Raw genomic sequence first — 25046 nt, 5'->3', positions numbered from 1 at the left:
TCAGAAAGTGAGGTTGCCAAATGACTGAAGTTAACTATCCAGTTATTGAGATGCGTGACATTACCAAACAATTTGGTGACTTTTATGCAAATAAAAATATTAATTTAGAATTGCGTAAAGGTGAAATTCATGCGTTATTAGGTGAAAATGGTGCTGGTAAGTCAACATTAATGAATATGTTGAGCGGTTTGTTACAACCAACATCCGGTCAAATATACATGCATAATAAACCCGTTGAGATTGTCGATCCAACAACGGCTAATCGATTAGGAATCGGAATGGTTCACCAACATTTCATGTTAATTGAAGACTTCTCAATTATTGAAAATATTATCCTTGGTAGTGAACCCCAAAAATTTGGAATTATTGATAAGCAATCTGCAAAAGAAGAAATTTTAGAGTTATCGAAACGTTATGGTTTGTCAATTGATCCTGACGCTAAAGTAGAAACCATTAGTGTGGGGATGCAACAACGTGCAGAAATTATTAAAACATTATATCGTGGTGCAGATATTCTAATTTTTGACGAACCAACAGCTGTATTAACACCGCAAGAAATTGATGATCTGATGTTAACTTTAAGATCTTTAGCTGATGAAGGTAAGTCAATCATTATTATTACCCATAAATTAGATGAAATTAAAAAAGTAGCCGATCGTTGTACAGTAATTCGTCGTGGTGAATCAATTGATACTGTCGATGTAGCCACAACGACTTCTAAAGAACTAGCGGATATGATGGTAGGCCGTTCAGTTAATTTTAGAACTGAAAAAACTGAAGCTAATCCTAGCGAAGTGATGCTAGCAGTTGAAAACTTAGTGGTGAAAAATGAGCGAGGTTTAGATGCCGTTCGTAATTTATCTTTCACTGTCCGTAAAGGAGAAATTGTCGGAATTGCCGGTATTGATGGCAATGGGCAAACAGAACTTGTGTTAGCTTTAACTGGATTAATGCCAATTGATTCTGGAGCAGTTCATTTTAAAGGGGAAGAAATTAACAATAAATCAACCCGTGAAATTACTGAGATGGGCATGGCTCATATTCCTGAAGACCGTCATAAGTACGGCCTCTCTTTAGAAACAAAATTAGAAGATAATTTCGTGTTACAAGAATATTATAAAAAACCTTATTCACAAGGCGGCTTCTTAAACTTTAAAGAAATCAATCAAAAAGCATTGCGTTTAATGAAAGTATATGATGTTCGTGCGGCTTCTGAAAAAGTTCCAGCTCGTGCCTTATCAGGTGGAAACCAACAAAAAGCAATTATTGCTCGTGAATTAGATTTAAAACCGGATTTACTCATTGCCGCCAATCCAACGCGTGGATTAGACGTAGGGGCGATTGAATATATTCATAAAGCATTAATCCAACAACGTGATCAAAATAAAGCTGTTTTGTTAATGAGTTTTGAATTAGATGAAATTTTAAATGTTTCAGATCGCATTATTGTCATGTATGATGGTAAAATTATCGCTACTTTAAATGCGAACGAGACAAATGAACAAGAGATTGGTTTAATGATGGCAGGAACAAGCTATGATGAAGTATTAAGATTGCGTGAAGAAGGCGGTGTAAACAATGAACAAACAGTTTAGAAGTATTTTAGTTCCCATATTAACTGTCTTCATTGGACTTTTCTTTGGAGCGTTAATCATGTGGGCTTTCAAATTTGATGCGATTGCTGGTTATAAAGCACTTTGGACGGGTGCAGCGGGTTCACCCTTTAATATTGGACAATCATTAAGAGCAGCCACTCCCTTAATATTTACCGGGTTAGGTTTTTCAGTAGCCTATACAGCAGGATTCTTTAATATTGGTCTTTCTGGTCAAGCACTAGCTGGATGGTTAGCTTCTATTTGGGTGGCTTTAGCCTTACCGGATGCACCTAGAGTGATTGTCTTACCATTAGCCATTATTGCCGGAATGATTGCAGGTGCGTTTTGGGCTGCGATTGCCGGGGTATTAAAAGCTTACTTTAATACGAGTGAAGTTATTGTGACTATTATGTTAAACTATATTTCTGTTTATATTAGTGACTATTTGGTACGAAACGTGTTAACTAATAAAGGGGATGTAACGCCTCAAATTGGTGACAATGCCACATTACGTGCACCTTGGTTAAGTGAATTAACAAAAGGATCAACCTTGCATACAGGGATTTTCTTAGCCGTTGTTGCTGTTATTCTAGTTTGGATTTTTATGGAAAGAACGACTTTAGGTTTCGAATTAAAGACAGTTGGTAAAAACCGTTTTGCCGCTCAATATGCTGGGATGAATGCGAAACGTAATATTATCTTAGCAATGGTAATATCAGGTGGTTTAGCTGGTTTAGGGGGAGTAATGAACGGTTTAGGTGAGTTCCGTAATATCTTCTTGATGAACGGTGTAGCACCCGCTATAGGATTTGATGGGATGGCCGTTTCATTATTAGGGGGCAACCACCCTATAGGAACTTTATTTGCTGCCATTTTATTCGGTGGATTAAAAACAGGAGGTACGTTAATGCCATTAGCTGCCAAAGTACCATCAGAAATTGTTAATATCGCAATTGCATCCATCATCTTCTTTATCGGTTCACAATATATCATTACGTTCTTCTTAGATCGTAAGAAAACAAATAATTAGGGGGTAGAGTAGCATGGTAAATATGTTAGCATTAATTGTTTCGTCCACTCTTGTTTATTCAGCACCTCTAATTTATACAGCTTTAGGTGGCGTTTTCTCGGAACGTAGTGGGATTGTCAACGTTGGTTTAGAAGGAATTATGGTAATGGGTGCGTTTAGTGCGATTATCTTTAACCTTCAGTTTGCTCAAACTTTTGGAAGTTGGACACCTTGGATTGCTACTTTGTTTGGTGGTTTAATTGGTGTATTATTCTCATCTATTCATGCGGTCGCAACGGTTTCTTTACGCGCTGATCATATTATTTCCGGTACTGTATTGAACTTAGTAGCACCATCTTTAGGTGTTTTCTTGACCCGTGTTATGTTTGATGGCGCTGGACAAACAGAATTTATTAAACAAAAATTTGGTTATTGGAGTGTACCTCTTCTTTCAAAAATTCCAGTTGTTGGAAAAATTTTCTTTAGTCAAACTTCTCAACCAGCGTTTGTTGGGATTGTTGTAGCGATTATTTGTTGGTTTATTGTCTTTAAAACGAGTTTTGGTTTAAGATTACGTTCTGTTGGGGAACATCCTCAAGCAGCTGATACTTTAGGTATTAATGTATACAAAATGCGTTATCTAGGCGTCTTGTTATCTGGTTTAATGGGTGGTTTAGGTGGAGCGATTATGGCACAATCAATTAACTCACAATTCGCTATTACGACGATTACTGGACAAGGTTTCATGTCAATGGCAGCAATGATTTTTGGTAAATGGAATCCTATTGGTGCGATGTTGGCCGCTATTTTCTTTGGTTTTGCTCAAAGTTTAGCGGTAGTAGGTTCACAAATACCATTTATTAAAAACATACCTTCAGTTTATTTACAAATTGCGCCTTATGTCATCACCATCTTTGTATTAGTTGGGTTTGTTGGAAACTCTAAAGGACCAGCAGCTAATGGTACGACTTATATTAAATCTAAATAATATCTTTTAAATAAGTGGACAAAAGGTTAGGTCAGTTCATGACTACTTTTGTCCTTTTTTTTATCTAAAATTATAGTCAAAAATGGTCAAAAAATCCTTGACCTTTCTTAACCAAAGGTATATAATATAATTAAGCTCTTAAAGAGAGCTACTTTTATAGGAAAAATTTACTGACTATATTTGACCAAAGGGGTGTTATTGAATGATTGAAAAAATGACAACAGCCATGCAAGAAGCTTTGGCACAAGCACAACAAATTGCGATGACAAGAAAACATCAAGAAATTGATATTCCACATTTATGGCGCATTTTTGTTCAACCCGATAGTTTTGCTTATAATTTATACCATGAATTCCAATTAAATATGGATGATTTCCAAAGAAAAATCGAACAGGAAATTGATAAGTTGCCGTCGATAACAGGAAGTAATATTCAGTATGGACAGCAAATTAGTCAACGCTTATCGATGTTATTCCAAAAAGCAAATCAATTAGCACAGGAACAACAAGATCAATATTTATCGACTGAAATGGTAGTGTTAGCACTATTTGACCAAAAAAACAATCCATTAACTGAATATTTAATTTCAAACAATGTCACTGAAGCTAAGATGAAAACAAGAATTGATAATTTAAGAGGAGGCGAGTCTGTGACTTCACAAAACCAAGAACAAACATATGAATCTTTAGAAAAATATTCCACTAATTTAAATGAGGCGGTAAAACAAAATAAATTAGATCCAGTAATTGGTCGTGATGAAGAAATCCGTGATGTGATACGAATTTTATCAAGAAAGACTAAAAATAATCCGGTATTAATCGGTGAACCAGGTGTTGGTAAAACAGCGATTGTTGAAGGATTAGCCCATCGTATTGTACGTAAAGATGTACCAGATAATTTAAAAGGAAAACAAGTTTACTCATTAGACATGGGTTCATTAATTGCTGGTGCAAAATATCGTGGCGAGTTCGAAGAACGATTAAAAGCAGTATTAAAAGAAGTCACGAAATCAGAGGGTAACATTATACTTTTCATTGATGAAATCCATACGATTGTTGGGGCAGGTAAATCTGAAGGAGCAATGGATGCCGGCAATATACTAAAACCAATGTTAGCTCGTGGTGAAATCCATTGTATCGGTGCTACCACTTTAGATGAGTATCGTGAAAACATTGAAAAAGACAAAGCATTAGAACGTCGTTTCCAAAGAGTTTTAGTCCAAGAACCAACAGTGGAAGACACCATTAGTATTTTACGTGGACTAAAAGAACGCTTTGAAATCCACCACGGTGTTAATATTCATGATAATGCATTAGTAGCGGCAGCAACCTTATCTAATCGATATATTACCGATCGTTTCTTACCAGATAAAGCCATCGACTTAGTCGATGAGGCTTGTGCGACGATTCGTGTTGAAATTAATTCGATGCCAACGGAAATGGATACTGTTAATCGTCGTTTAATGCAATTGGAAATTGAAGAAGCAGCGCTTAAAAAAGAAACCGATGATGCAAGTAAAAAACGTTTAGAATCTTTACAAGAAGAATTATCAGAGCTTCGTGAATCAGCCAATGAATTAAAAATGCGTTGGGAAGTTGAAAAAGAAGCGATGAATGAATTGCGTGATAAACGTCAAGAAATTGATGATTTAAGACGTCAATTAGAAGAAGCGGAAGCGGACTATCAATTAGAAAAAGCTGCTGAATTAAGACATGGTCGTATACCAGCACTTGAGAAAGAACTAAAAGAATTGGAAGCAAAACAATTAGGGCAAACAGAACGCTTAACTCAAGAAAGTGTCACTGATGAAGAAATTGCCAAGGTTGTCGGTCGTTTAACAGGAATTCCAGTTACTCGATTAGTTGAAGGTGAAAGAGAAAAATTATTAAAATTAGATGAAACATTACACCAACGAGTAATTGGACAAGATGAAGCAGTGACGAAAGTCTCAGAAGCAGTATTAAGAAGCCGTGCAGGCTTACAAAATCCTAATCGACCTATTGGTTCATTTTTATTCTTAGGACCTACAGGTGTTGGTAAAACTGAATTAGCGAAAGCCTTAGCGGAGGTATTATTTGATGATGAACACCATATTGTACGTATCGATATGTCTGAATATATGGAAAAACATACGGTCAGCCGTTTAGTTGGAGCGCCTCCAGGATACATTGGTTATGAAGAAGGGGGACAATTAACAGAAGCGGTTAGACGGAGTCCATACTCAATTGTCTTATTAGATGAAATTGAAAAAGCCCATCCGGATGTCTTTAATATTTTATTACAAGTATTGGATGATGGTCGTTTAACAGATTCAAAAGGACGGACAGTAGACTTTAAGAATACCGTCTTAATTATGACAAGTAATATCGGTTCACCATTATTGTTAGAAGGTGTGGATGAAAATGGTCAAATTGCTGAAGAAACTGCGAGCCAAGTTCGACAATTGTTAAGAACACACTTCAAACCAGAGTTCTTAAATCGGATTGATGATACCATTATGTTTACACCATTATCAATGGATCATATGGGTGCAATTGTCGAAAAACTATTGACACAATTAAAAGAACGTTTAGCTTATCAAGATATTCATTTATCTGTGACTAAAGAAGCGATTGAATGGATTGCACGCAATGGTTATGATCCAATTTATGGTGCACGCCCATTGATGAGATTTATTACACGAGAAATTGAAACACCACTCGCTCGTTTAATTATTAAAGGCGATATTTTACCAGGTCAACTGGTTACTGTCGACTTGATTGATAATCAATTGAATTTCCAAGCTAAAGACACAGTTGTTACAGAAAACTAAAGAAGAGACTAATCTTTGTAGCTAATATAATAGTTGATTCATTGAAGATAAAATGATTCCTAGTCGAATCTTGAAAATTTAACGATTGACTTAGGAATTCATATAAAAATTTGACGCAAACAGCTTGCATCACAACCTCTATGGCAGGTTATGTGAGTTGTTTGCGTCTTTTATTTAGTAATATTTTATTGGTTCTAATCGAGTTACATTATTATATTGCTTTGCTTTAAAATAAGCTCGAGTTTCTTTAATTATAATTGGCGATAAGGCAATCAGTGAAATAAGATTGGGAATGGCCATTAACCCATTGACGATATCAGCAATGATCCATACGAAGTCTAAATTTAAAAACGAACCGATAAAGACCATGGAAACAAAAAATAGATGATAATAGCGAATATATTTCAAACCAAATAAAAATTCAAAACAACGTTCACCGTAGTAATTCCATCCTAAAATGGTGGTAAAGGCAAATAAAGATAAACTAATGGTCAAAATGAAGGGGCCGTATTCACTAAAATAAGCATTAAATGCATATTGTGTCATAAGGGCTCCACGAAACTCTGTTTGCCAAGCACCGGTAATAATTAAGACAATACCTGTTAAGGTACAAATAATGATCGTGTCGATAAACGTTCCTGTCATTGAAACTAAACCTTGCTCAACGGCAGAATTTGATTTTGCGGCAGCACTGGCAATCGGCGAACTACCTAATCCCGATTCGTTTGAAAATACACCACGAGCAATACCGTTCTGAATGGCTGCTTTCATAGTAGATCCGACAAATCCACCAGTAGCGGCCGTTTTAGTGAAAGCAGATTGAATAATTAGTAATAAGCTATCATCTAATAACTGCCAATTGGCTATAATTATAAAAAGACAAGCTACAATATACAAAAAAGCCATAAAAGGGACGATAAAGCTGGCGACTTTTGAAATAATCGTAATACCACCAAAGACAATTAGCATGACTAACAAAGCTAAAATAAAACCCGTAAGCAAGTTCGGTATCGCAAATTGATTGTGCAGCGCTTCTGTAATGGCATTGACTTGTGTGAAAGTTCCAATACCAAAAAGTGCTACTAAGATACCACTAAAGGCGAACATCGTCGCTAACGGACGATATTTTTGTCCCATACCATTTAAAATATAATACATCGGTCCGCCAGAAACATGCTGCTGTTCATCCTTAACACGAAATTTGACAGCTAATAGACCCTCTGAATATTTGGTTGCCATCCCAAACAGTGCCGCAAACCACATCCAAAATAAAGCACCAGGTCCACCGATAGCGATGGCAGTCGCTACGCCAACAATATTACCTGTTCCCACTGTACCTGCTAATGCTGTACAAAGAGCAGCAAAACTGGAAATATCACCATCTGAATCTGTTTCATTTTTAAAGACTAAACGCAAACTATGGAATAATTGATTAAATTGTATCCCTCTTAAAACGAAAGTTAAATAAATACCTGTTCCTACTAATAAGATTAAAAGGGGAGGTCCCCAAATAAAATCATCAATCATTTGAAATAATTCTACTACCATTCATACCACTCCTATTTTATAATGTTATTATCAATAAAAAAAGAGCAATAGATTTCCCTATTACTCCGGAATTGGTAAGAAGTTGTTATGGTGTCATGTTATAATAAAATAGGTATAACAAATAAACCATCAAAACAATTTCTCTGTCCTTTTGCCTGAGAGATTGAGCAAAGCCTTGCCCCTTCGGCGCCAAATTAATGGTCTCTCCAGAGTTCCGTCATTTAACAGTCTTACTTATTGATAAGTACCTGAGAGTTTTGCTCCTTCGGTGGGGATAATTAAATCCACGCTCTTCTGCTAAATATCAACCGGTATTGATAATATAATGTTAGCTTAGGCTATTTCAAAGAAAAAGTCAATGATAAATTAAAAAACTATGAGAAAAAATTATTAGGAGGCTATTAATGGAAAGAGTAGCAATTATTGGATTAGGTATTAGTGGCTCTGGTGTCTTACGAGCCTATCAAAAAATTAAAAGTCAAAACCCTGCTTTGGAGATTGACATTCATGCTTACGATATTAATGAACGAATCGGAAAAGGAATTCCTTTTAGTGAAGATTACTTAGGAGCTTTAATTAATTCAAGAAGTTATGAAATCAGCTTTGATTATGAAAATATGGATGAATATTATCATTGGCTACAAAACAATCCTGATTATCAACCAGATGACTATACAGCCCGTTCATGGTATGGCGAGTATAATCTAGAAAAAACAAATGAGCTCATTCACTCATTGCAAGTGACAGTTCATCACAAGATGGTCGAAACATTGGACTATCGAAAAGGACAGTGGGTCATTGAAGACGCTAATGGACAATTAAACACTTTTGATCGCGTGCATCTTTGTTGCGGCGAATTACCGGTTATCGATCATTATCAGTTGCTAGGACAAAAACAATATATCCATAATCCCTATCCTTTAACTAAAATTAAAGATAAATTTACGGAACAGGACCATGTAGCTGTGATTGGTACCGGATTAACCAGTATTGATATGATAAAATATTTAATTCATGAAACATCTGTCGAGAAAATCTTTGTCTTTTCAAAAAGTGGTTATTTTCCTACTGTCAGAGGCGATGACCAAGTTCCTGAATTTCACTATTTAACTGAAGCAAAAATGAATCAATTGATTAAACATCGTTCAGGGTATTTGTATTTCGAAGATTTCCAAGAATTATTATTAAATGAGATGAAACATTTTGGTTTTGATTTAGATGAAGTTGTCGTTCGGTATTTTGCAACGGGTGTTAGAGGATTGCGTTTAACGATAGCTAAAGCAGAAAGAGTTGGTAAATTACAAGCGATTGCGTTACAAGTTACTAATTTATTAACTACAGGATGGCGTGCCATGCGTCAGTCAGATCGTGAACAATATGCAGCCAAATACCATAAATTAATTGTTAAATTAAGAAATCCAGTACCACCTTCATCAGCAAAAGAAATTATTGAAGCTGTTAATCAAGAAAGAGTAATCATTTTCGATGAAGTATCCGATATCGAAACAATCGATAATGACGGCTTTGCTTTAGTCTTAGAAAATCCAGATCACCAAAAAGTAGATTGGGTCATTAATACGACAGGCATGGTATTGAAAAACAAGGCAGATTTAACAGAAGATTCGTTATTATATCATTTAGTCAATAATGAATATGTACAGATTGATGATTTTGGTGGTTTATCAATCAATATTGAAACGGGCAACATTATTTCACCTAAATTTGGCGAAATAGACACTTTACATGCTCATGGTATGTTAATCGAAGGGGTTGTGTATCAAAATAATTCTACCATTAAAATTCAAGAATTTTCTGAAAGATTATTGCGTAAAATATACATTAATTAAAATTAAGTGGGGAAGGGCGTCAAACAAATCAATAAGACGCACTTTGGTGCCCCATCCACTGCGCTAGTAAATATTAGCTGGAAGCAAAGGGAATGCTCAAAGTTTAAGCCGAGACTAGTAGTATAATAAGTCGAAATTTTTATTTTGAAATAATTTGACATTTTTTTGAAAATGCTTTATAATTAAGTCAAATAAAATAAAAGTCTTCAGGGCAGGGTGTAATTCCCGACCGGTGGTAAAGTCCACGAACTAATGGTACCATTAGTTGAACTGGTGTAATTCCAGTACCGACAGTAAAGTCTGGATGGGAGAAGATGGATACGTCATTCATGTTTTTTAAACGTGCAGTGTATTTGCTGAAGATTTTAAATAGCAAGTATACTGCACGTCTTTTTATTTGAATAACGTAACCAATCCCTTTTAGCTCATAAAGAGACAAAAAGGAGAGAAAAAAGATGAAAAACAAGAATTTGTTTTCGTTAGTAATGTTGGCGATTTTAGGTGCATGGGCAATCGTGTTGCGGATGTTTGATTTTCCGATTTTACCGGCCGCACCATTTTTAAAAGTTGACTTTAGTGATTTAATGGTCCTAATCGGCATGATGATTAAAGGACCTATTGGCGCAGTAGCTGTCGCATTAATAAGGGATTCGGTTAACTATATGATGAAAGGTGGGGAAGCAGGGCTTCCTATTGGCACCATGATGAGTTTTCTTGCCAGTATGGCGATGTTCTTACCGACACATTTTATTTTAAAACATGCTGATCGTTTTAAACCAACTGTTCGTAAAGTGTTTATGAGTGTGACACTTATTTTAGGATTAGTCCTTTCAATGGGATTATTTAACTATTTTGTAGCGTTACCCATTTATGTGACGGTCATGAATTTCCCTATTCCGGATATTACGGCCTATTTATTAAGTGTTATTATCCCATTTAATTTAATAAAAGGGGTCATTTTATCAGTGGGGCAATTAATTGTCGTTGAAAAAATTTGGCCAGAAATTTCAAAACGAAATATTGAATATGAAGATTATCATTTACCGATCAATTCTTCGAAGGTAACCATTTAATGGCCTTTGTAGGACAATCGTGAATGGCACGCTCACTTGCGGCTTGTTGCTGAGGTGAGCATTCTTTTTTTACAAATGCAATCCCTTCATCATTACAATCAAAAACTTCAGGGAAATTTAAAAAACACTTGCCACAAGCAATACATTTCTCTGGAATAACGTGTAATTGTGTCATATTGGGCTCCTTTTCTTAAAATAATATTACAATTTAGTATCAAATAGGTGTAAAATGCTTACAGATATGGTATAGTAATGTTATTATATCATGTGATGTATATCTAGTATATCATCAAACAGAACGCATACTTATGTTCATAATTGTAACATAAATAGGAGGAATTGTAATGACAACGGATAATGAAAATTCACGCCGTCAAGAACCAAATGAAACGGTTGACAAAGCAAAGGCGCCTTGGAATAATCGCTTTGGTTCTGATGAGAATTTAAAACAAAGAAAGTATTCAAGAACCTCTAGAAACCAACCAGTCAAAGAAGCATCGAATATGTCTAGAGTTTTATTAGGGATTTTATTTTTAACTGTATTAACACCATTTTTATTATATTGGTTTGTTAAAGCTAATACGCCTACAAATAATAATACCCCTCAAACGGCTACTAGCGTGATGATTACGCGTAAGTCTGAAGCGACGACCGAATCAAAAGCAGAAGAAGAAGAAGAAACTACGACTAGTGGGACTTTTGTTCAAAATGGTAACAACGAAGGTGAAGAAGAGACGGTCTCTTCAGTTGATGTTAATGAAACAACAGCAGAAGTTGCTCAAGTAACGGAAGCGCCGGTGACAGAAGCTGTAACAGAAGCTGTAACAGAAGCACAACCAAGTGGTCAAACTCATACAGTTGCAGCTGGCGAAACTTGGTATGGTATTGCAAGAACTTATGGAGTAGACGTTAATGCTTTAGCAGCAGCAAATGGGACTACGACGGACTCACCAATTCATCCGGGAGATACTTTGGTAATTCCTTAAATCATTTCATCTTTTTTAAAATTTTCTGGGACAGTTAGTCCCAGTTTTTTTATTATATTTTATATACTTTTTTAGTATTAGTTCATTGAAAATTCATAATAATATGATAGACTTAATTTTGTCATATGAGGGAGAGTGTCTTATGGATTTAGAGAAAAAGCAAGTTACGGCAACTAAAAGAATTATGGGTCTCGATGGTTTAAGAGGTTTATCGATTTTACTGGTCATTTTATATCATTTTTTCCCGCGTGTTGTTAAAGGTGGGTATTTAGGAGTCCCACTTTTGTTTATTTTATCAGGATATTTATTATCAAGTTTAGATACGAAAAAGTGGAACAAAGACCAATATTCAATTAAAACGTTTTATCAATCGAGAGTAAAAAGAATCTATCCGCCATTATTCTTATTTATTGGATTTATTTCATTATTTTGTTATTTATTTTTACCAAGATTATTAAATGGACGTACACCGGAAGTGCTAAGTGCTTTTCTGGGATACAATAACTTTTGGCAAATTGCTCAAAATGCGTCTTATTTTGATCGAGTCACTAGTGCTTCCCCCTTTACACATTTATGGTCTTTAGCGATTGAATTGCAATTTTATCTCGTTTGGCCATGGGTATTTGTCATTTATCAAAAAGCTAAAGCACGGGGGAATGATTATCGGGTCCTGTTTTTAATGCTGACGGTTATTTCAATGCTTTGTATGGCTTTTGGTTATTATAAGGGAGTCGATATCTCGATTTTGTATTATCACACCGCGACGCGTATTTCCGCTATTTTATTGGGTGTATGGTTGGGTTTAGTGCGATCTAGTAAAATCACACGATTTATAGAACAGTTTAGTGTTAACACTTTGTATTCAACAATTGGGGCAATTTTGGCGGTCACAATTTTGGCGGTATTCTTAATGGATGGTCAATCTCCTTCTACCTATTATATTGGGCTTTCAATGATGACGTTTTTATTTGGTATCCTTTTAATTTTGGCCATTCAAAATCATTTAGCATTTGGACGTCTGCTTGATAATCCAGTGCTAACTTATATTGGTTCTAGAGGATATGAGTTATACCTATGGCATTATGCGGTCATGTTTATATCCAACTCGCTAAAAATTAAACCAAGTTTCATTAGTTTAACAATACAGTTTTTTATCTTTATCTTATTAGCTGAGTTTTCATATCGATTAATTAATAATAAATTATATTTTGTTAGTCAGTGGTTTAATGATGAAACTGCGTTTCAGCAATATGTAAAAATGGCGCGTAATGTACTTTATGGCGTATCTGCCTTAGGGTTAGGCTTACTTTTAGTCGCATCATCAAAAGCGGATGATTCCAAGAGTAAATTAGAAGCTGATTTGGCAGCTAATAGTGAGTTGTTAGCAAAACAAAGGGAGAAAGCTAAGGAAAATCAATTAGAAGAAACGACGATTGACATGACTAATGAAACCGAAACAACGGTTGCACCAACCGTTGAATCTGATGCTGAATCTGAAGCTGAACAGGAAACAACGACAGTCACCCAGGACAGTGCAGAGGTGACCCAACAACCGATCACTATAATTGGAGATTCCGTTTTATTAGGTTCAGTAAAAGAAGTTCAAGCAGCATTTCCAAATGCATATATTGAAGCTGAGGAATCACGTCAAGCCTATGAAGTAGCAGATTTATTTAGACATATGATTGCTAATGGAACGATGGCTAATCGTGTGGTAATTGGCTTAGGTACCAATGGCTACTTTGATATTAGTTATGGTCAAGAATTAATGGACTTACTTGGCCCAGATCGTGAAGTTTATTGGGTAACCGTTTATGGAGAGTTTTTACAATGGGAAGCCAGTACGAATCAAGTAATCTATGAGCTAGCCAGTCAATATCCGAATTTAAAAATTGTTGATTGGGAATCTCAGGTCAAAAATCATCGGGAATGGATTATTGATGATGGCATTCATCCTGATATTGGTGGACGCGATCAATATGCACGTATTCTAAAAGAAACCATTGAAGCGAACCAACTTTAGTAATTGGATTAGTAAATCCATCAGTAATAAAGGACTTGCTATTAGCTATTAAATTAAATCCTTTTTCATAAAATTAAAATATAATGAAAATACCATTGACACGCTTTCAATCCGGTGTTATTATTAAGATAACATTTAGGAGAGGAGCTACAGAGTATGTTTTCAATTTTTTCAACAAAATCAAATCGCTGGCAAAGTTGGCATAGATAGGTTGTAGACTTGGAGAACATACTCCACGGATACAGCCCAGTTTAGACTGTTCTGTATCTATGTGGCGATTTTCAAGAGTTTACCACGTAGATGTACTGATATTACATACTATGTGGTATTTTTTTATGCTCGACAAGGGTCCCATAGTATGTGGGGCCAGTGTCGAGCTTTTTATTTTATAAGAAATGAGGAAAAAAGATGCGTAAACTTTATAAGTTATTTACAACACTGTTAGCATTAACAGTTATGATGTCATTATCCATTAATATCCAAATCGCTTCAGCAAAAAACGAAGCTAAAGTTGCTATTATTCAATTAGTAAGTCATCCTTCATTGGATCAAATTGTGTTAGGTATTAAAGAAGGTTTGGCTGAAGGCGGGTATCAAGAAGGTGATAATTTAACCATTGAATTTCATAATGCAGAAGGGGATATGAATTTACTTGGTTCGATTGCAGATACTGTTATTCATAATCAACCTGATTTAATTTTTGCAGTAACCACCCCGGTTGCCCAAGCGGTAGCCGATGCAACTACAGAGACTCCAATTGTATTAGCAGGTATTACCGATCCACTTGCAGCTTCATTAGTTAAATCATTGGACCAACCAGGGGGCAACATTACCGGTGTTAGTGACGCAGTGCAGTTTGAGGAACAATTTGATTTAATCGTTCAATTACAACCAGATTTAAAAACTTTAGGCATGCTTTATACAACGAGTGAAGATAATTCCTTAGCAGAATTGAAAAAAGCTGAAGTCGTAGCAGAAAAATATAATATAGAAACAATCATTACAGGTATTGATTCTACTTTAGATATGCAATTAGTCGCAGAAAATTTGGCTAAACAAGTGGATGCTATTTTTGTTGGTTCTGATAATTCCATCGCCAGTTCAATTGATACTTTATTAGATGTAACCGATAAAGCAGGCATTCCGGTATTTACGACGATTGACAGTTTTGTCGAAAAAGGCGCTTTATCAGCGATCGCTATTAATCAAAAATCCATTGGGATACAATCAGCAGAGATGGGGATTGACATCCTAAAAGGTCAAAATCCAGCTGAAATGCCGATTCAATTAGTAACAAATAAACAACCCGTTTATAATTATGAGACTGCTGAAAAATTAGGCATCACGATTGATGAACAAGAAGAAAGTATGATTGTAGATAATGAAGTTAACACAACTTCCACTACAAATAATCATTTTTCAATTTATTTTAATGCGATGTCTCAAGGAATTTTATGGGGCATTATGGGGATTGGTTTATATATAACATTCCGTATTTTACGATTTGCTGATTTAACGAGTGAAGTCTCTTTTACTATGGGAGCGTCAGTAGCAGTTGCATTAGCGTCTAGTGGCGTTCATCCATTAGTCGCAACAGTGATAGCGATTTTAGGTGGAATGGTTGCAGGGTATGTCACTGGACTTTTAATGACTCTGTTTGATATACCGTCCTTATTAGCTGGTATTATTACTTTAACAGGTTTTTATTCAATCAATCTCAGAATTATGGGCAAACCCAATGTTTCATTTAGAGGTCTAACGACCATTTATGACACCTTATCGGGATTATTCGCTTCAGATATATTACAAAGAACACTGATTGGTCTGGCGACAGTTGGGATTGTTATTCTCTTATTAGCCTTATTCTTTAAAACTGACTTTGGACAAGCGGTGATCGCAACTGGAGATAATGAAATAATGGCAGACGCATTCGGTATTTCAACCGCACGTATGAAACGATTTGCTTTAGTATTAGCCAATGGAATTATCGGTTTAAGTGGTGCTTTAATTGCTCAGGACAATGGTTATGCGGATATTTCAATGGGGGTCGGAACCGTGGTAGTAGCCTTATCATCGATAGTAATTGGCGAAGTATTGCTGAAAAATTTAACTTTACCCTTAAGGCTGTTATCGATTGTTGCTGGAGCAGTTATTTATCGTTTAATCCTTGTTTATGTACTGCAATTAGGATTTAATGCCAATGATTTTAAATTAATTTCTGCTACCGTTTTAGCGATTTTCTTAGCTTTACCTTCAATTTCTAAACGATTCAAAAAACTTAAGAAAGGTGGTGCTCAATAATGAGTCATGCAACGATTGAATTAAATCAAGTAACGAAACATTTTCAACGTCAAACAGGTGAACAAGTAGTTGGCTTAAATAATATCAATTTAAAAATCAATGCAGGCGAAGTGATTGGCGTCATTGGGACTAATGGAGCCGGTAAATCAACTTTGATGAACTGTTTAACCGGTCAATTACCTATTGATAGTGGTGAAATCTTAATTGAGGGAGTCGCCATCCGGAAAATGAAGAAGCGTGATGTTGCCAAAAAAATAGGGCGTGTCTTCCAAAATCCTCAGATGGGCACCGCTCCACGAATGACCGTCTTTGAAAATTTAATGCTAGCTCAAAAACGAGGTGAACAACGAGGCTTTTCTCGCTCACTAACGAAGGAAAATTATCAAAAAATGTTGAAGGAATTAGCAGCCTTTAAACTAGATTTAGAAAACCGTTTAGACGTCCCCATGGAAAATTTATCAGGAGGTCAAAGACAAGCGGTATCACTGATTATGGCGACCATCCAAAAACCAGAATTATTATTGTTGGACGAACATACAGCCGCATTGGATCCTAGAACTGCCAAGCAAGTGATGGCCATGACTCAATTGATGATCAAAAATTATGGCTTGACAACTTTAATGATTACTCACCATTTGCAAGATGCGCTTGATTATTGTGATCGTTTAATTGTGATGCATCGTGGACAAATTAGTCGTATTTATCAAAAGACAGAGTTGGCCTCATTGACCGCAGGCGATTTATACCAAACATTAGAAAATCTGGTCATCGAAGATGCTCAATAATGACTATATAAAAGGGAGTGGGCCATCGATTGATGGTCGATCTTCCTTTCCAATCGACTAGATATCAAATATGTCTTTAAAATATGCCATTTGATACTTACTTAATGCTATTTAACCACTGGGCTAATTGAACCAAACGGAACTTTAAGTTTTTGTCCAGCCGCAAAACAAGCTAGTATTGATCATAATTTAGTTAGGGAGTGGGTAAGAAGTAGAAAATCAGTTGATTTTCGCTTCATCTGCCCAGCCCCATTAATACTAAATATAACGATACTGGCTTAAATTTTATTTTAATTAGAAAATAGGAAAAATCTGATAGTATCTATTTTAAAGTGGAAAAATATTGACAAAAGATGTCGTTAATCCAGGATTAAAAAGTCAAATGAAGAACAGGGCGGCAAATAAGACATTGCCAGTTTTTACTCTTTGATTAAATGGAGTTTCTAATCATTTGCTTATTAAGAATCATCATTTTAAATTGATAATTTAGAATTAATAAAAAAGTTAGCAATGTTAAACAGATTGTGAAAAATCATTTAATTAATAATGATAATCTGATTAATATAAACTTTGAAAATACTTATATAAGCGCATACATTATAAAGTTAATCATCATTTTATGAAAATGAATTAAGATGTTTTAAATCTAATCTTTATTGTGAAATTTAGTGAAATATGTTACAATATAACTGTAGGTTGCATTAGATGTTTTTTTGAAAGGAAAAGGATCATGGAACAAAATACAGTGAAAAAACAACCCAAATTAATTATCCAAACAATGGCTAGAAGTTGTAAATACCAACCAGTAAGTTTCTTAAATACCGAGGAGGTTCAGGAAAATCGTAAAGTTTATACACCCAATGAAAACACCTCGATTATTGTAAGAAAAGCAAATTGGTTTGACAGATTATTTAAATAATGTTACAAATACCGGACAGAGAATTAATTTCTGACCGGTATTTTTTATTCTAATCATAAAGACGAATGGTTATCATCAATATTTATACTAATAAAAGTTTGATCCGGTTGTAAATGCTAGCTGAAGTGTTAAATGAGGCATCACAGATCTTAACAACAATCAAATGATGAATGATTGAATCTAAATGTATCGTAACATTAAAATGGAACTACAAAATAAATGCTAATATGATAGATGTAGGAACAAAATATATCATTTGGATTATCAAATGGTATCGATGAAGAACATGTAATTAATGCTAATATACGATGTAGATCAAATTTGTTTAATGGACTACAATTCAAGATACTTATGAAACAATCAATTTAATAAGGTTAGTCAGCTCTAACAAACGATGTATATCAATGAATGCAACGATCGAGTTTGTTTGAATGAGATTAAATTATGGATGACGTTGTATTGTTATTAATATAGCAGTTAAAAATTATATTTATAAATTAAGTTATAAATTACCACTATCGAAATGTAATGTATATTATGTTAACCCAAATATATTATTTTTCCAGCACGACTCCCCACTCGTTTTTATGTTGTTATAATGTAGTCTATATGTCTAATGCATCGGACTGTTTGTTGCAACTAATTCATTAATTCGCGTTTTAAGCTTCTTTCAATCATTAACGTGGGTGATTATTCATGAAACGACGTTAAATAAGGGATATTAATTTTAATGAAGGATCAATAACTTGCCTCTAAGGGAGTGGGCAAGAAGTAGAAAATTATTTAATTTTCGCTTCGTCTGCCCACCCCCGCACAGTTGAGTAGGTCTCAAATAAGTCGTTAAGACGCCTTTTGAGACCACTCAACCACTGCGCTATTAATTAATGAACAATAATCTTAACTAAATTTATCAGGTTTATGCCCAGCCTCCCTTCATATTATCTCTTCATTTAAATAGAATACTTAAAAGTTTGATACATATAAAGACATAAGTTGCTCCAAATCTATAAATATAAGGTAATGCCCTTTTTAGTATCTTCGACCTTCACATCTTTTGGTGCTTTTAACAATTGGTTTATTAAATAAAAATCCCCGATACAAGTAGATAGATGCGTTGCGGTTAGTATATCAAATAAAGCTAAATGAGGTACTACAATAGGAAATAAAGCGATTAATGTCAAAGTAATGATTAAACAAGGCATTAATGCGATAACGATAATTTGAGTGCGTGTATAACGACTGCCCGGACTTGATGCGTATACCATTCCGGTTTGATAGCCAAACTTAACTGTAGCATTTGGATCAAATAGTTTAAAGAAGAAGCCATGAATTGCTTCGTGAATGATTAAGTTCATCATAAACAGAGCCACAAAACTAATCAGTTCAATAAAAATTTGCTTAATATCTAATGGAATTGACGCTTTACTAAACTGGTAAAAAGCTTGCAAAATGCCGATAATCACTTGCAATATAATGACGGATGCAATAAGAATAATGAGTGAATAACGACTTAACCTTTTTAACGTATTGGGGTCATCAACTAAATTAATTTCTTTCCATTTCTTCATTTAGCATCCTCCTAGTTATTTTTATTTATTATATCAAATCATCACCCATTTATAAGCAATTTAACGGTACTTTTGATTAATTATTTGTACTAAAAAACCATTAAAAGCACTCTCTCCTGCTTCTAATGGTCTCATATTTTTATGCTAAAAAGTTAATTTTAGAATTAACATCATAACGTGTTGATTCAAGTGGTCCTTCGCCTGGTTTACCAATTGAAATGGCCATAATGGGTACAAAACGTTCGCTATCAAGTTCTAAAGTTGAAACTAAGTCTTTTGAATTATAGCCTGCCCATGCATTTGCTTCATATCCGTGTGCTCTAGCAACCAATAATAATTGCATTGCTAACATTGAACTGTCTAAGGTCGCATCTTTAATTAAAAAGTCGCGATCAGCTTTCTCATATAATGGTAAAAATGAATTGAAGATGGCGTCTAATTTTTCTTTGGTAATTTTGCCCTCTTCATACACTTTGGTCCAAACTTCGCGATAAACTTTATGTGAGTGAGTATCGCCTAATATAAAGATTGTAACTGGTGCTGTTTCTAATTGAGGGTAGTTAAACGGCATCGTGATTGCTTTGACTTTGTTACGAGCTTCTTCATTATCAACGACGACAAAGTGCCATGATTGTAAGTTACATGCGGATGGTGTAATTGTCGCTTCATCTAACATTTCGACGATTTCATCACGACTGATACTTTGACTAGGGTCAAATCGGCGACAAGAACGACGATTGAATACGATATCTTTATAGTCATTATTAACATAATCTCTTGCTAAAAATTTCTCTCTCATGAAAACCCTCTCCTTTTCTTATAAATTAATTTTATCACTAAGCTAGTGGATTTTCAATGGATTTGTGAAAAGTTTAACTAGTTTATTAAAATAAATATGAGACCAGATAGATTATTATTTCTATCCAGTCTCCTATTATAAACTATGCTATTGTTGTCGATTGGGAGTGGTCAAGAAGGAGAAAATCAAACGATTCTCGCTTCGTCTGCGTAGCCTCTTGTTTTTATATTTAATTTACGATTAATATTTTGATTTAATTTTGTCCATAATACGCATTAACACCGTGTTTGCGATAATAATGTTTATCAAGCACATATTGGGGTAATTTTTCTGCGTTTGAACGAACGGCTTCAGTCATCTGTGCCATTTGACAACATTCGTCTAAAACTAAGTTGTTTTCGATGGCTTTTTGCGTAGTGGTTCCCCATGTAAAAGGACCATGGCCATTGACTAACACTGCTGGAATAGCTAAGGGATCAAGGTTTTGATTTTCAAAAGTTTCCACAATGACTTTGCCAGTATTCCATTCGTAAGCTTCTATGACTTCTTCACTTGTTAGATGACGCGTAATCGGCACTTCGCCATAAAAAGTATCAGCGTGTGTTGTTCCATATACAGGCAAAGAACGACCGGCTTGTGCCCAGGCGACCGCATTAGTACTATGGGTATGGACTACAGCCTTAATATTCGCGAAATGCTTGTATAAATAGACATGAGTTGGTAAATCAGATGAAGGTCGATAACTTTTCTCTAATGGGTTGCCATCTAAATCGACCACTACCATCTGCTCTGCGGTCATCGCTTGATAGTCCACACCACTCGGTTTAATAACAATGACACCTAGTTCACGATTAATTTCACTGACATTTCCCCAAGTTAATTTTACTAATCCCCAGTTTGGTAATTGTAAGTTTGCTTGAAAGACGCGTTCTTTCATTTCTCTAATTATTTCTTTAGTCAAAATAGTACCCCGCTTCCTCTAAAAGTGGTAACAAATAATCTTTGGCTTCTTGAATACGTGCTGTTGGTTCTGAATCGGTTTCACTCCACATTTCAATAACAAAAGCACCTTGATATCCGAGACGTTCCAAAGTTTTTAAACATCCTAAAAAGTCCACATCCCCTTCACCAAATGGGACGTTTTTAAAGACGCCCGGTGAATCAGCGGTAACATTTTTAGTGTCTTTAAGATGGATAGCCGTGATAGATGCTAAGCCTAATGTTAATTCTTCAATCACATTATTTTCTGGCCATGCGGATAGATTGCCAATATCTGGATAAACTTGTAACCACGGTGAAGGCACTGCCCGATTTATTTGTTTAAATTTGGTGAGTGAGTTAATATAGGGATCATCCATAATCTCGATAGACAACATTACTTGTTTTTCAGCTGCCATGCAAACCGATTTCTTGAGATTTTCAATAAAATAAGCACTGGTTAGCACATCTTTTTCTTCATAGTAAACATCGTATCCGGCTAATTGTATCGTTCTAACGCCTAATTTACTTGCCAGATTAATGGCTTTTTGCATAATGTCTAATGCTTTTTCACGGGTATTTTTATCATGAGAACCAAGCGGAAATCGTCGATGACCACTTAAACAAATTGATGGAATGAAGATACCTGTTTGATCAATCGCAGCACGGATTTCACAAATTTGATCTAAAGTCCAATCAAGTCGATCTAATCTTTCATCGGTTTCATCAATTGACATCTCTACAAAATCGAATCCTAACTCTTTGGCAAGTTGCAATCGTTCTAGCCAACTGATGTCTTTAGGTAATGCTTTTTCATAAATTCCTAAAGTAGCCATGGATATTACCCCCAAATACGACGTATTTCGTCTTTAAAAGCTCGTGCGGCCGCCGCCGGATCTTCAGCTTGAGTGATGCCACGTCCTGCAATAAAGGTATATACATCAATGCCTTCAAATAATTTTAAAGTATCGATATTTAAACCGCCGGTGACACTTACTTTGAAGCCCATTTCAACTAATTTTTTAACTTTGTTTAAATCTTTTTCGCCCCAAGTTTCCCCAGCTAATAATGCATCACGACTTTGGTGATAGATTGCCTGATTAATACCCGCATCTAACCATTGTTGTGCATGCTCATAAGTCCAGTCCCCATATAATTCAACTTGTATTTCTTTTACTTCTTTGGCCGCTGCTTTCATAGTAGCGATGGTTGCTGAACAAATACATGTCATCCAGTCTGCTCCACGATTAGCACAGTTTTTCGCTACCGTACCACCGGCATCGGCACATTTTGTGTCAGCTACGATTGTTTTATTAGGAAACAACTCGCGTAATACACCAACGACTTCACTCCCTACCTCTAACATCAAAACGGTACCTGCTTCAATAATGTCAACATCTTGTCCTACTGCTACCGCATCTTTAATGGCATCTTTAATATTGGAATGATCCAACGCGACTTGTAAATTTGGAATACTCATTTTATCTTCCCCTTTCTTCGTTAAAAAGGACGGGCTCTTCACCACGTCCCTCTTTCGTTTTTTGAATTATGCTTTAATCTGAATGGCTTCTAATTGTTCCGTGATTTCTTTTTCAGATAATAGATTTTGTAAGCCTATCACATGAGTTTTAGGTAAATCTAAACCACTAAAAACATCCAATAATGCTTTAGAAACAAATACGATATCATATTGTTTGGCAAGCGATTTTGCTTCCGACACGGCACAATGGTGGATTTCAACCGGAATATTTTTCTTTTTAAAAACATTGGCTAGTTTCATTTTTATAATTTGGCTTGATCCCATACCACTGCCACATGCTGCTAATACTTTGATCATTTATATCATCTCCATTATTATTTTTTATAATGACAATTCATTATGTATAATTACTGTTGAGTCGCCTCTAAATAGCCTTCATAATCTTCAGCCACGGTGAAATAATGCTCTTTATTTTTCATATATTGTAATTGAGGTATTGCTAATAAGATTAATAGAATGGCTGCCACGCCAATAAAACCACCATATTTCATCATCAATCCAAATCCGACCCAGATGGTATCCCAGTCGAAGTTACCATGCCAGCCACCATATTTTGCTAATTGGAAGACAGAAGCGGCAAAGGCTCCCCCTAATACTTGAATAATTCCGGATAAAAATGGAATGATGGTCGCAGCTCTAAAGCCACCTTTATGGTTTGCATAAACTGCGAAGGTTGCATTATCAAAGAATACTGGCACGAAACCGGTAATAACTAAAACTGGACTCTTAAATACTAATAACCCCATAATCGCAATAAATTGTCCTAATGTTCCGAATAAAAAACCGATGGTGACCGCATTTTCTGGCCCGAACCCATAAACGGCTGCACAGTCAATGGCTGGCATTGATCCAGGTAATAATTTATCAGAAATACCTTGGAATGATTCTGATAATTCTGATACGAACATCCGAACACCGAGTTGTAAGATTTGTAAATAAACCGTGAAGGTTAATGATTTTTGTAAAATATAGAATACATAGTTTTGTGCACCACCTGAACTACCATATGTCGTATCGATGGTCATCATTAAGTCTTTACCCAAGATACCCATAATCAAACCAAAGAAGACAAACATTAAGATAGACGTTGCGACAATACTTTCTTTAAAAATCGATAAGAAACCTGGTAATTCTATTTCATCAATACCTTTTCCATCTTTCGATTTAAAGAAAGGGGCTACTTTATCTGTTAACCAAACACCAAACATTTGTTGATGCCCAATAGCTAAGCCGGCTCCACCAGTCAAATCTTGAGTCGCTTCTACTGTTAAATTTGAAGAAACTGACCAATAAACCCCTAAGATTACACCTAAAATGATTAAAACTTGCGTATCTTGTAATTGTGGAAAGGCAAATAGCACTAACCATAAGGCCGTTGATGATTGTTGAACCATGATGTGTCCAGTAATAAAAACGGTCCGTACTTTGGTCCATTTTCTAAAGATAACTAAGATAATATTGACAATAAAAGCGACTAATAAGACCATTAACATTAAACTAAATGAACGACCTGCTTCTTCAACGGCACTTTGCGCAGCAGATTGACCAAAATATGGATCAATGACCGCAGCCTGTAAGTCAAAACGTTCTTTTAAACCCGCTAATATTGGACGGAAGTTAGAGACTAAACCACCAGCCGCAACGTTTAATATTAAATAACCAACAACGGCTTTAATAAACCCAGCTAACGCATCATACCATTTCTTATCCATCAATACGTAACCAATTAGCACTAGAAAACCAACAAAGAATGCCGGGTTGGTTAAAATGTTAATTTGGAAAAATTTCCAAAGATTAATAATGATTTCCATATAAATCCTACTTTCTTGTGAGTGATAATAAATCTTCTGCGTTTTGAGCTGACAGCAGTTTTTTAACTAAAGACTCATCTTCCAATAAAGTGACCAATTGAGTTAAATTTTCAAGATGTTGGTCATTATTTATTGAAGCTAAAACAAAGAACAAGCGGGCTGTATAGTCACAGTTAGGTCCGAAATCTACCGGTACTTCTGTTTTCATAAAGCCAATTTCAGTTTGATACACACCTTTACCTTCTTGAGCATGAGGAATGCAAATTTCAGGTGCAATCACAATATAAGGTCCAAATTCATGAACATTATTAATAATATATTGTGAATAGTCGGTCGAAATAATTCCTTTTTCTTCTAAAGGTCGGCAGGCTGCTTTAATGGCATCTTCCCAACTTTCAAATTGATGATGAAAGGAATACAAGCCTTTTTCAACGATATTTTCTAACATAAAGAATCCTCCTACG

The 25046-nt window shown here is 35.4% G+C and carries 21 protein-coding genes and 2 riboswitches; of the genes, 11 read left to right on the top strand and 10 right to left on the bottom strand.

Annotated features, from left to right (window positions below; translation table 11 throughout):
- Window positions 1-20 precede the first annotated feature (20 nt).
- The 4 genes from B5D12_RS06070 to clpB all read left to right on the top strand — a co-directional run bounded on the left by B5D12_RS06070 (window position 21) and on the right by clpB (window position 6404).
- Window positions 21-1595, top strand: coding sequence for an ABC transporter ATP-binding protein (locus tag B5D12_RS06070; protein WP_078755981.1), 1575 nt, complete (start codon window positions 21-23; stop codon window positions 1593-1595).
- Entirely contained in the window at window positions 1579-2625 is a 1047-nt protein-coding gene (locus tag B5D12_RS06065) for an ABC transporter permease (RefSeq protein ID WP_078755980.1), read from the top strand. The genes B5D12_RS06070 and B5D12_RS06065 overlap by 17 nt, the downstream gene beginning before the upstream one ends.
- Window positions 2626-2638: 13 nt before the next feature.
- Entirely contained in the window at window positions 2639-3592 is a 954-nt protein-coding gene (locus B5D12_RS06060; RefSeq protein WP_078755979.1) for an ABC transporter permease, read from the top strand.
- Between the two features lie 202 nt (window positions 3593-3794).
- Complete coding sequence (gene clpB / locus B5D12_RS06055; RefSeq protein WP_078755978.1) at window positions 3795-6404, top strand: ATP-dependent chaperone ClpB; 2610 nt, start codon at window positions 3795-3797, stop codon at window positions 6402-6404.
- A gap of 174 nt (window positions 6405-6578) precedes the next feature.
- On the opposite strand, the gene B5D12_RS06050 is transcribed toward clpB, so the two are convergent.
- Window positions 6579-7952: an alanine/glycine:cation symporter family protein gene (locus tag B5D12_RS06050; protein WP_078755977.1), complete on the bottom strand. Its 1374-nt coding sequence runs from the start codon at window positions 7950-7952 to the stop codon at window positions 6579-6581.
- Window positions 7953-8085: 133 nt separating this feature from the next.
- A riboswitch (glycine riboswitch) is annotated at window positions 8086-8172 on the bottom strand.
- Between the two features lie 184 nt (window positions 8173-8356).
- Between B5D12_RS06050 and B5D12_RS06045 the strand changes: the two genes are divergently transcribed.
- Together B5D12_RS06045 and B5D12_RS06040 are read left to right on the top strand one after the other, a co-directional pair.
- Window positions 8357-9799: an FAD/NAD(P)-binding protein gene (locus B5D12_RS06045; RefSeq protein WP_078755975.1), complete on the top strand. Its 1443-nt coding sequence runs from the start codon at window positions 8357-8359 to the stop codon at window positions 9797-9799.
- A gap of 198 nt (window positions 9800-9997) precedes the next feature.
- Window positions 9998-10119: riboswitch (FMN riboswitch) on the top strand.
- Window positions 10120-10254: 135 nt separating this feature from the next.
- Window positions 10255-10872 (top strand): ECF transporter S component, encoded by a 618-nt coding sequence (locus tag B5D12_RS06040; RefSeq protein ID WP_078755974.1) that lies wholly within the window; start codon window positions 10255-10257, stop codon window positions 10870-10872.
- Here B5D12_RS06040 and B5D12_RS06035 read toward each other — a convergent pair.
- Window positions 10847-11047 carry a ferredoxin gene (locus B5D12_RS06035; protein ID WP_078755973.1) on the bottom strand — a complete coding sequence of 67 codons (201 nt, stop codon included), beginning with the start codon at window positions 11045-11047 and terminating at the stop codon, window positions 10847-10849. The two genes, B5D12_RS06040 and B5D12_RS06035, sit on opposite strands and share 26 nt — an antisense overlap.
- A gap of 169 nt (window positions 11048-11216) precedes the next feature.
- Between B5D12_RS06035 and B5D12_RS06030 the strand changes: the two genes are divergently transcribed.
- The 5 genes from B5D12_RS06030 (at window position 11217) to B5D12_RS06010 (ending at window position 17886) form a co-directional block, all read left to right on the top strand.
- The gene (locus B5D12_RS06030; RefSeq protein ID WP_078755971.1) at window positions 11217-11858 is read left to right on the top strand and encodes a LysM peptidoglycan-binding domain-containing protein; all 642 of its coding nucleotides are present in this window, start codon (window positions 11217-11219) and stop codon (window positions 11856-11858) included.
- A 142-nt stretch (window positions 11859-12000) separates the two neighbouring features.
- Window positions 12001-13881 (top strand): acyltransferase family protein, encoded by a 1881-nt coding sequence (locus B5D12_RS06025; RefSeq protein WP_159443874.1) that lies wholly within the window; start codon window positions 12001-12003, stop codon window positions 13879-13881.
- A 408-nt stretch (window positions 13882-14289) separates the two neighbouring features.
- Window positions 14290-16182 carry an ABC transporter substrate binding protein gene (locus B5D12_RS06020; protein WP_078755968.1) on the top strand — a complete coding sequence of 631 codons (1893 nt, stop codon included), beginning with the start codon at window positions 14290-14292 and terminating at the stop codon, window positions 16180-16182.
- Window positions 16182-16967: an ABC transporter ATP-binding protein gene (locus B5D12_RS06015; RefSeq protein ID WP_078755966.1), complete on the top strand. Its 786-nt coding sequence runs from the start codon at window positions 16182-16184 to the stop codon at window positions 16965-16967. Before B5D12_RS06020 ends, B5D12_RS06015 begins: the two co-directional genes overlap by 1 nt.
- Before the next feature lie 730 nt (window positions 16968-17697).
- On the top strand, window positions 17698-17886 hold the full coding sequence (locus B5D12_RS06010) for a hypothetical protein (protein ID WP_078755964.1): 189 nt from the start codon (window positions 17698-17700) through the stop codon (window positions 17884-17886).
- A 1004-nt stretch (window positions 17887-18890) separates the two neighbouring features.
- Here the strand turns inward: B5D12_RS06010 and B5D12_RS06005 are convergent.
- From B5D12_RS06005 to B5D12_RS05970, 8 genes are all read right to left on the bottom strand, one after another.
- Window positions 18891-19454 (bottom strand): DUF3267 domain-containing protein, encoded by a 564-nt coding sequence (locus tag B5D12_RS06005; RefSeq protein WP_078755962.1) that lies wholly within the window; start codon window positions 19452-19454, stop codon window positions 18891-18893.
- 139 nt (window positions 19455-19593) lie between these two features.
- On the bottom strand, window positions 19594-20253 hold the full coding sequence (locus B5D12_RS06000; RefSeq protein ID WP_078755960.1) for a nitroreductase family protein: 660 nt from the start codon (window positions 20251-20253) through the stop codon (window positions 19594-19596).
- 253 nt (window positions 20254-20506) lie between these two features.
- Window positions 20507-21217 (bottom strand): L-ribulose-5-phosphate 4-epimerase, encoded by a 711-nt coding sequence (locus B5D12_RS05995; RefSeq protein ID WP_143412052.1) that lies wholly within the window; start codon window positions 21215-21217, stop codon window positions 20507-20509.
- Window positions 21207-22067 carry an L-ribulose-5-phosphate 3-epimerase gene (locus B5D12_RS05990; RefSeq protein WP_078755958.1) on the bottom strand — a complete coding sequence of 287 codons (861 nt, stop codon included), beginning with the start codon at window positions 22065-22067 and terminating at the stop codon, window positions 21207-21209. Before B5D12_RS05990 ends, B5D12_RS05995 begins: the two co-directional genes overlap by 11 nt.
- Window positions 22068-22072: 5 nt before the next feature.
- A complete protein-coding gene (locus tag B5D12_RS05985) occupies window positions 22073-22711 on the bottom strand; it encodes a 3-keto-L-gulonate-6-phosphate decarboxylase UlaD (RefSeq protein ID WP_078755956.1) in 639 nt (212 codons plus the stop codon).
- Window positions 22712-22777: 66 nt separating this feature from the next.
- Window positions 22778-23068: a PTS sugar transporter subunit IIB gene (locus B5D12_RS05980; protein WP_078755954.1), complete on the bottom strand. Its 291-nt coding sequence runs from the start codon at window positions 23066-23068 to the stop codon at window positions 22778-22780.
- Between the two features lie 50 nt (window positions 23069-23118).
- The gene (locus B5D12_RS05975; RefSeq protein WP_078755953.1) at window positions 23119-24582 is read right to left on the bottom strand and encodes a PTS ascorbate transporter subunit IIC; all 1464 of its coding nucleotides are present in this window, start codon (window positions 24580-24582) and stop codon (window positions 23119-23121) included.
- A 7-nt stretch (window positions 24583-24589) separates the two neighbouring features.
- A complete protein-coding gene (locus tag B5D12_RS05970; protein WP_078755952.1) occupies window positions 24590-25030 on the bottom strand; it encodes a PTS sugar transporter subunit IIA in 441 nt (146 codons plus the stop codon).
- Window positions 25031-25046: the final 16 nt, after the last annotated feature.

Origin of the sequence: Globicatella sulfidifaciens DSM 15739 (genome assembly GCF_900167405.1) — a bacterium.
GTDB classification, from domain to species: Bacteria; Bacillota; Bacilli; order Lactobacillales; family Aerococcaceae; genus Globicatella; species Globicatella sulfidifaciens.
This window is presented reverse-complemented; position numbering and strand designations above follow the sequence as displayed.

Coding starts and splice junctions, on each gene's coding strand:
- B5D12_RS06070 (WP_078755981.1), top strand. CDS start 21: ATGACTGAAGTTAACTATCCAGTTATTGAGATGCGTGACATTACCAAA.
- B5D12_RS06065 (WP_078755980.1), top strand. CDS start 1,579: ATGAACAAACAGTTTAGAAGTATTTTAGTTCCCATATTAACTGTCTTC.
- B5D12_RS06060 (WP_078755979.1), top strand. CDS start 2,639: ATGGTAAATATGTTAGCATTAATTGTTTCGTCCACTCTTGTTTATTCA.
- clpB (WP_078755978.1), top strand. CDS start 3,795: ATGATTGAAAAAATGACAACAGCCATGCAAGAAGCTTTGGCACAAGCA.
- B5D12_RS06050 (WP_078755977.1), bottom strand. CDS start 7,952: ATGGTAGTAGAATTATTTCAAATGATTGATGATTTTATTTGGGGACCT.
- B5D12_RS06045 (WP_078755975.1), top strand. CDS start 8,357: ATGGAAAGAGTAGCAATTATTGGATTAGGTATTAGTGGCTCTGGTGTC.
- B5D12_RS06040 (WP_078755974.1), top strand. CDS start 10,255: ATGAAAAACAAGAATTTGTTTTCGTTAGTAATGTTGGCGATTTTAGGT.
- B5D12_RS06035 (WP_078755973.1), bottom strand. CDS start 11,047: ATGACACAATTACACGTTATTCCAGAGAAATGTATTGCTTGTGGCAAG.
- B5D12_RS06030 (WP_078755971.1), top strand. CDS start 11,217: ATGACAACGGATAATGAAAATTCACGCCGTCAAGAACCAAATGAAACG.
- B5D12_RS06025 (WP_159443874.1), top strand. CDS start 12,001: ATGGATTTAGAGAAAAAGCAAGTTACGGCAACTAAAAGAATTATGGGT.
- B5D12_RS06020 (WP_078755968.1), top strand. CDS start 14,290: ATGCGTAAACTTTATAAGTTATTTACAACACTGTTAGCATTAACAGTT.
- B5D12_RS06015 (WP_078755966.1), top strand. CDS start 16,182: ATGAGTCATGCAACGATTGAATTAAATCAAGTAACGAAACATTTTCAA.
- B5D12_RS06010 (WP_078755964.1), top strand. CDS start 17,698: ATGGAACAAAATACAGTGAAAAAACAACCCAAATTAATTATCCAAACA.
- B5D12_RS06005 (WP_078755962.1), bottom strand. CDS start 19,454: ATGAAGAAATGGAAAGAAATTAATTTAGTTGATGACCCCAATACGTTA.
- B5D12_RS06000 (WP_078755960.1), bottom strand. CDS start 20,253: ATGAGAGAGAAATTTTTAGCAAGAGATTATGTTAATAATGACTATAAA.
- B5D12_RS05990 (WP_078755958.1), bottom strand. CDS start 22,067: ATGGCTACTTTAGGAATTTATGAAAAAGCATTACCTAAAGACATCAGT.
- B5D12_RS05985 (WP_078755956.1), bottom strand. CDS start 22,711: ATGAGTATTCCAAATTTACAAGTCGCGTTGGATCATTCCAATATTAAA.
- B5D12_RS05980 (WP_078755954.1), bottom strand. CDS start 23,068: ATGATCAAAGTATTAGCAGCATGTGGCAGTGGTATGGGATCAAGCCAA.
- B5D12_RS05975 (WP_078755953.1), bottom strand. CDS start 24,582: ATGGAAATCATTATTAATCTTTGGAAATTTTTCCAAATTAACATTTTA.
- B5D12_RS05970 (WP_078755952.1), bottom strand. CDS start 25,030: ATGTTAGAAAATATCGTTGAAAAAGGCTTGTATTCCTTTCATCATCAA.